This is a genomic window from Pantoea sp. CTOTU49201 (assembly GCF_032054795.1).
Classification (GTDB): domain Bacteria; phylum Pseudomonadota; class Gammaproteobacteria; order Enterobacterales; family Enterobacteriaceae; genus Pantoea; species Pantoea symbiotica.
Map to the genome: position 1 here is coordinate 1 of NZ_DAMBSA010000111.1, position 6,301 is coordinate 6,301.

General features: G+C 56.5%; 9 protein-coding genes. 7 read left to right on the top strand and 2 right to left on the bottom strand.

Annotation, left to right across the window (positions count from 1 at the left end; genetic code table 11):
* Together RTY00_RS10135 and ltaE are read left to right on the top strand one after the other, a co-directional pair.
* A partial coding sequence (locus RTY00_RS10135; RefSeq protein WP_312664339.1) for a thiamine pyrophosphate-dependent enzyme occupies positions 1-622 on the top strand: 622 nt, incomplete at its 5' end.
* A gap of 67 nt (positions 623-689) precedes the next feature.
* Positions 690-1,691 (top strand): low-specificity L-threonine aldolase, encoded by a 1,002-nt coding sequence (gene ltaE, locus RTY00_RS10140; protein ID WP_312664340.1) that lies wholly within the window; start codon positions 690-692, stop codon positions 1,689-1,691.
* Between the two features lie 37 nt (positions 1,692-1,728).
* Here ltaE and RTY00_RS10145 read toward each other — a convergent pair whose 3' ends face one another.
* Positions 1,729-2,553, bottom strand: coding sequence for an N-acetylmuramoyl-L-alanine amidase (locus RTY00_RS10145; protein ID WP_312664341.1), 825 nt, complete (start codon positions 2,551-2,553; stop codon positions 1,729-1,731).
* On the bottom strand, positions 2,553-2,873 hold the full coding sequence (locus RTY00_RS10150; protein ID WP_007887640.1) for a heavy metal-binding domain-containing protein: 321 nt from the start codon (positions 2,871-2,873) through the stop codon (positions 2,553-2,555). Before RTY00_RS10150 ends, RTY00_RS10145 begins: the two co-directional genes overlap by 1 nt.
* 98 nt (positions 2,874-2,971) lie before the next feature.
* Between RTY00_RS10150 and RTY00_RS10155 the strand changes: the two genes are divergently transcribed.
* The 5 genes from RTY00_RS10155 to RTY00_RS10175 all read left to right on the top strand — a co-directional run.
* Positions 2,972-3,511, top strand: a complete 540-nt coding sequence (locus tag RTY00_RS10155) for a lipoprotein (protein WP_008102441.1) — start codon at positions 2,972-2,974, stop codon at positions 3,509-3,511.
* Between the two features lie 239 nt (positions 3,512-3,750).
* On the top strand, positions 3,751-4,479 hold the full coding sequence (gene artP, locus RTY00_RS10160) for an arginine ABC transporter ATP-binding protein ArtP (protein WP_008102444.1): 729 nt from the start codon (positions 3,751-3,753) through the stop codon (positions 4,477-4,479).
* Positions 4,480-4,494: 15 nt separating this feature from the next.
* Positions 4,495-5,226, top strand: coding sequence for an arginine ABC transporter substrate-binding protein (artJ, locus tag RTY00_RS10165; protein WP_008102446.1), 732 nt, complete (start codon positions 4,495-4,497; stop codon positions 5,224-5,226).
* Between the two features lie 6 nt (positions 5,227-5,232).
* Positions 5,233-5,946, top strand: coding sequence for an arginine ABC transporter permease ArtQ (gene artQ / locus RTY00_RS10170; protein WP_061717169.1), 714 nt, complete (start codon positions 5,233-5,235; stop codon positions 5,944-5,946).
* A gap of 2 nt (positions 5,947-5,948) precedes the next feature.
* On the top strand, positions 5,949-6,301 hold a 353-nt coding region (locus RTY00_RS10175), incomplete at its 3' end, for an ABC transporter permease subunit (protein ID WP_312664345.1).

The window sequence follows — 6,301 nt, forward strand, 5'->3', positions numbered from 1 at the left end:
CAGCGAATATGCCGATGACGATGCCATCTTTACCTGCGACGTCGGCACGCCAACGGTTTGGGCGGCGCGCTATCTGAAGATGAACGGCAAACGTCGTCTGATCGGCTCGTTCAATCACGGTTCGATGGCCAACGCCATGCCGCAGGCGTTGGGTGCACAGTCGCTGGACAAGCAGCGTCAGGTGGTGGCGCTGTGTGGCGACGGCGGTTTTAGCATGTTGATGGGCGATTTCATTTCGGTGGCGCAGCTCAAGCTGCCGGTGAAACTGGTGATCTTCAATAACAGCGTGCTGGGCTTTGTGGCGATGGAGATGAAAGCCGGTGGCTATCTGACTGACGGCACCGATCTCGAAAACCCTGATTTCGCCGCCATTGCCGCCGCCTGCGGCATCAAAGGCATTCGCGTCGAGAAAGCCTCCGATCTCAACGGCGCGCTGCAGGAAGCCTTTGCGCATGATGGCCCGGTGCTGCTTGACGTGATTACCGCCAAGGAAGAGTTGTCGATGCCACCGCAGATCAAAGCCGAGCAGGCCAAAGGTTTCAGCCTCTACATGATGCGTGCCATTCTGAATGGACGCGGTGATGAGATCGTGGAGCTGGCGAAAACCAACTGGCTGAGGTAAAACAATTCAGGCCAAATATGATGATAACGCGGGCGCTCTGCCCGCTTTTTTATTTCAGGAGAGCGACGTGATCGATTTACGCAGTGATACCGTAACCCGCCCGAGTGCTGCCATGCTCGATGCCATGATGGCAGCCGAAACTGGCGATGATGTCTACCGCGATGACCCCACCGTATATGCACTGGAAGTCGAAGCCGCACGCCTGAGCGGCAAAGCCGCTGCTCTGTTCTTCCCTACCGGCACGCAGGCCAATCTGGTGGCTCTGCTGTGTCACTGCCAGCGCGGCGATGAATATATCCTGGGTCAGCAGGCGCACAACTACAAATATGAAGCCGGCGGTGCGGCGGTGCTCGGCAGCATTCAGCCGCAGCCGATTCTGCATGCCGAAGATGGTTCCCTGCCGCTGGCGGATGTGGCTGCTGCCATCAAACCCGATGATTTCCACTTCGCGCGCACGCGTCTGTTGAGCCTGGAAAATACCCATCACGGTAAAGTGCTGCCGCTGAGCTATCTGGAGCAAGCCTGGACATTCACCCGCGAGCGCAAGCTGGCGCTGCACATTGATGGCGCACGTATTTTTAACGCCGTGGTGGAACAGAACGTTGAACTGGAAGCGATTGCACGTTACTGCGACACCTTAACCATCTGCCTGTCAAAAGGGCTCGGCACGCCGATTGGTTCGCTGCTGTGTGGCGATGAAGCCTACATTGAGCAAGCGCGTCGCTGGCGCAAAATGACCGGCGGCGGCATGCGCCAGTCGGGCATTCTGGCCGCTGCTGGCCTGTATGCGTTAAAACACAATGTCGCGCGTCTCAAAGACGATCATGACAACGCGGCGTGGTTAGGCGAGCAGCTAAGTGCCATCGGCGTTGAAGTGCTCAATCAGCACACCAACATGCTGTTTGTGAAGGTGCCAACCGAAAAAGTTGAAGCGCTGAAAAGCTGGATGCAGTCGGGCGATGTGTTAATCAGCGTCGGGCCCGTGACGCGTATTGTCACGCATCTGGATGTCAGCCGTCAGGATCTGCAACGGCTGGTGGCACACTGGCAGGCGTTTCTGCAGCAGTAAACACACCGTCACCATTTATGGCCACCAATGCGGCGCATCACTGCGCCGCACCGTACTTCGCTAATAACGCACGCGCAATCGCCAGGGTTTCCACATCGGCGATGCCGCGATAATCACGCGGGCGGAAATGCATCTGAAACGCCGCAATCAGCTTGCGCTGCATCTGCGGCGTCGTTGCCGCCGGGACGTCGTAACCATAGCGCTGCAGCGCATCCAGCAATTCTGCCTGATCTACGCCGTCATCCGCCGCGCGTCCGTTAAGATAGCGCTGCAACGTTGCCTGCTCGGGCCACGCGCCTAAACCTTGCTCTGCCAGCTGCTGCCACGGAAACAGCGGACCGGGATCCTGCTTGCGCTGTGGCGCGATATCGCTGTGTCCGACCACATTTTCTGGCGAGATACCGTAGCGCTGGGTGATGTCCTCCACCAGCGCCATCAGCGCGCTGATCTGCTGCGGCGTAAAGGGCTGCCACTGTAAACCCGTCAAAGTGCGGCGATAACCGCTGTTGACGATTTCAATGCCAATCGAGGTGTCATTGATGCGCGTTGCGCCGCGCCAGAAACTCGGGCCCGCGTGCCATGCGAGCTGGCTTTCCGGCACCAGTTGCCACACTACGCCCTTGCCGTTTTTCTGCGGCGGATGCTGCGGAATCAGGTAGTGCGCGCTAACGTCCCGATCGGTCAGTGTCGCCAGCGAACTGGAGAAATCCTCAGCGGTATAGTGAATCACCACCACCTTAATGCGCGGTCGCGCGCCCTGAGCCGGATGCGCAGTATCGACCCAATAACCGTGGCGCGCTTCAATTGATGACTGACAAGCGCTCAGTAACAGCGCCATCGCCAACAAAACCACTACGCGCATTAGCGAATAATCACGGCGGTGCCGGTGACGCTCACCATCAACATGCTGCCCTCTTTACCCACGGTTTCGTAGTCGATATCGATGCCCACCACCGCGTTGGCGCCAAGCGCTTTGGCCTGTTCTTCCAGCTCTTTGAAGGCGATCTGACGCGCTTTGCGTAACTCTTTTTCGTAGGCGCCTGAGCGGCCACCAACGATATCGCGGATGCCGGCGAAGAAATCGCGGAAAATATTGGCGCCGAGAATCGCTTCTCCGGCGACCACGCCGCAATATTCACTGATGCTGTGTCCTTCCAGCGTGGGCGTTGTAGAAAATTTCATGGTGTTCTCCTTTTCTGAATCAGCTCGTAGCGCTTAAAAGCAAGGCTATACTCTATGCTAAAAATGGCGCTTTGCCAGTGAACAATAAGGAAATCGAGATGAGAAACAATGCCTTTGCGCTGCTTATTCCTGCAGCGTTGCTGCTGAGTGCTTGTACCACCGTTGAGCCGGTCATTAAGGATAATGGCCCGCGCACCGCTGCCTGTGTTGAGGGTGGTCCGGACAGCGTGGCACAACAGTTCTACGATTTACGCGTCAGTCAGCCGACACAAGGTTTGCCAGACAGCAACACGCTGGCGAAATATCGCCCTTACCTCAGCGATCACCTGTATCAGAAGCTGCTGAGTGCCAGCAGCCAGAATCCAAAACCGGCGGCCTGGAGCCAAGGCGATCTCTTCTCCAGCCTGGCGCAAGGCCCAACGTCGGCGGAGGTTGCCAGCGCATCCACCATTCCTAACCGCGATGCGCGCAATATCCCGCTGCGCGTTGAGCTGAGCCGCGATAACAAAACCTGGAAAGATGAAGTGCTGATGATCCACGAAGGCACCTGCTGGGTTGTTGATGATGTGCGTTATGTCGGCCAGGTGCCACACGTTGGCGGCGGTTCGCTGACGCAGCTGCTGGAAGCGAAAAAGTAACCGTTCACTTTTCCCGCAGTTAACACCATTGATTAGCGCGCCGCATCCTTGCGGCGCTTTTTGTTGATATTTTGTGAACTAAATAGCGCTCACCAGCCCTCATCCACCTTGAGTTGCGCGATATTGTGCTACGCTTTGGAGGTTTCACTGCTCTTTAATAAATATTAACCCACCACAATTGCATAACTATTCTGGTGACGTTAAAATCCGCGACACTAATTACTATTCATTTTTAGCGCATGAGTATTCAACTAAACGCCATAAACTGTTTTTACGGTGCCCATCAGGCACTGTTCGATATCAACCTGGCTTGTCCGCAGGGTGAAACGCTGGTGTTGCTCGGCCCGAGTGGCGCGGGTAAAAGTTCGCTCCTGCGCGTCCTCAACTTGCTGGAGCAACCGCGTTCCGGCAGCCTGCAGATTGCCGGCAACCAGTTTGATTTCACCAAAGCCCCTTCCGACAGCGCGATTCGCGAGCTGCGGCAGAACGTGGGCATGGTATTCCAGCAATACAATCTATGGCCGCACCTTAGCGTGGTGCAAAACCTGATTGAAGCACCGTGCCGCGTGCTCGGTCTCAGCAAAGACGCCGCGCGTGCGCGTGCTGAGAAGCTGCTGGATCGTCTGCGCCTGACGCCGTACGCCGATCGCTTCCCGCTGCATCTTTCCGGCGGCCAGCAGCAGCGCGTCGCGATTGCCCGTGCGCTGATGATGGAGCCGCAGGTGCTGCTGTTTGATGAACCGACCGCCGCGCTCGACCCCGAAATCACCGCCCAGATCGTCAGCATTATTCGTGAGCTAGCACAGACCAACATCACACAAGTGATCGTCACGCACGAAGTGGAAGTGGCGCGTAAAACCGCCAGCCGCGTGGTGTATATGGAAAACGGTCACATTGTTGAGCAAGGCGATGCCAGCCACTTTACACAGCCGCAAACCGACGCGTTTGCTAATTATCTTTCGCATTAAGTCAGGATGCTTCTAATGAAAAAAGTTGTAATTGCTGCCCTCCTTGCTGGCCTGAGCCTCAGCGCTTCAGCGGCACAGACATTGCGTTTTGCTACCGAGGCTTCTTATCCTCCGTTTGAGTTCGTCGACTCTGATAACAAAATTCAGGGTTTTGATGTCGATCTGGCTAACGCGCTGTGTAAAGAGATGGATGCGACCTGCACCTTCACCAATCAGGCGTTCGATAGCCTGATCCCCAGCCTGAAATTCCGTCGTTTTGACGCAGTAATGGCGGGCATGGACATCACGCCAGATCGTGAGAAGCAAGTGCTGTTCTCCAAGCCGTACTACGACAACTCTGCCATCTTCATTGCGCAGAAAGGCAAAATGGCTGACGTGGCCGCGCTGAAAGGCAAACGTGTTGGCGTGCAGAACGGCACCACGCACCAGAAATACCTCTCTGACAAGCACAGCGACATCACCGTTGTGCCTTACGACAGCTATCAGAACGCGGTGCTGGATCTGAAAAACGGCCGCATCGACGCCGTGTTCGGTGACACCGCCGTGGTCAACGAGTGGCTGAAGCAGAACGCCAACCTCGCGCCGCTGGGTGAGAAAGTGACGGATAAAGATTACTTCGGTACCGGTTTAGGTATTGCCGTGCGTCAGGGCAACAGCGAGCTGCAGGGCAAGTTCAATGCGGCGCTGGAGAAGATCAAAGCTGACGGCACCTACAAAACCATCTACAGCAAATGGTTCCAGCAGTAATTTCTGATGAATGAAATGATTCCACTCGCAAGCGCCGCCGGTATGACCGTCGGCCTTGCCGTTTGTGCACTGATCGCCGGCCTTGTGCTGGCGATGATTTTTGCTGGCTGGGAATCGGTACGCTGGAAACCGCTGGCGTGGATCGGTACCGCGCTGGTCACGCTGATTCGCGGCCTGCCGGAAATTCTGGTGGTGCTGTTTATCTATTTCGGCGCTTCTCAGCTGCTGCTGACACTCTCCGATGGCTTCCACATCAATCTCGGCCTGTTCAACATTCCGGTGCAGGTGCAGATTGAAAACTTCGACGTCAGTCCTTTCCTGTGTGGTGTGATTGCGCTGGCGATGCTCTATTCCGCCTATGCATCACAAACCCTGCGCGGCGCGCTGAAAGCGGTGCCGGTCGGTCAATGGGAATCGGGCCAGGCGCTGGGCATGAAGAAGTCGGCGATTTTTCTGCGCCTGATCATGCCGCAGATGTGGCGCCACGCGCTGCCCGGTTTGGGCAACCAATGGCTGGTTTTGCTGAAGGATACCGCGCTTGTCTCGCTGATCAGCGTCAACGATCTGATGCTGCAAACCAAAAGCATTGCCACGCGCACGCAAGAGCCGTTTACCTGGTATCTGGTGGCGGCGGCGATCTATCTGATTATCACGCTATTCAGTCAGTTCGTGCTGCGCCGCATTGAATTGCGCACCACGCGTTTTGAGCGAGGGGCTTAAGCATGCTGGATTACTTACCCGAGCTGCTGAAAGGGTTACACACCAGCTTGACGCTGACCGTGGCTTCGCTGTTTGCGGCTTTGGTGCTCTCGGTACTCTGCACCATCGTGCTGGCGCTCAAAGTGCCAGTGCTGAATTGGCTGGTGAAAGGCTATATCACTTTGTTCACTGGCACGCCGCTGCTGGTGCAGATCTTCCTGATCTATTACGGTCCCGGCCAGTTCCCCAGCATCCAGAACATTCCGTGGCTGTGGCATCTGCTGTCGCAGCCGTGGTTGTGCGCGCTGCTGGCGCTGTCACTCAACAGTGCGGCTTACACCACCCAGCTGTTTTACGGTGCGGTGCGTGCCATTCC

Bases quoted from the DNA above. Each gene is read 5' to 3' on its own strand.
- artQ (WP_061717169.1), top strand. From the start codon at position 5,233: ATGAATGAAATGATTCCACTCGCAAGCGCCGCCGGTATGACCGTCGGC.
- RTY00_RS10150 (WP_007887640.1), bottom strand. From the start codon at position 2,873: ATGAAATTTTCTACAACGCCCACGCTGGAAGGACACAGCATCAGTGAA.
- artP (WP_008102444.1), top strand. From the start codon at position 3,751: ATGAGTATTCAACTAAACGCCATAAACTGTTTTTACGGTGCCCATCAG.
- artJ (WP_008102446.1), top strand. From the start codon at position 4,495: ATGAAAAAAGTTGTAATTGCTGCCCTCCTTGCTGGCCTGAGCCTCAGC.
- RTY00_RS10145 (WP_312664341.1), bottom strand. From the start codon at position 2,553: ATGCGCGTAGTGGTTTTGTTGGCGATGGCGCTGTTACTGAGCGCTTGT.
- RTY00_RS10155 (WP_008102441.1), top strand. From the start codon at position 2,972: ATGAGAAACAATGCCTTTGCGCTGCTTATTCCTGCAGCGTTGCTGCTG.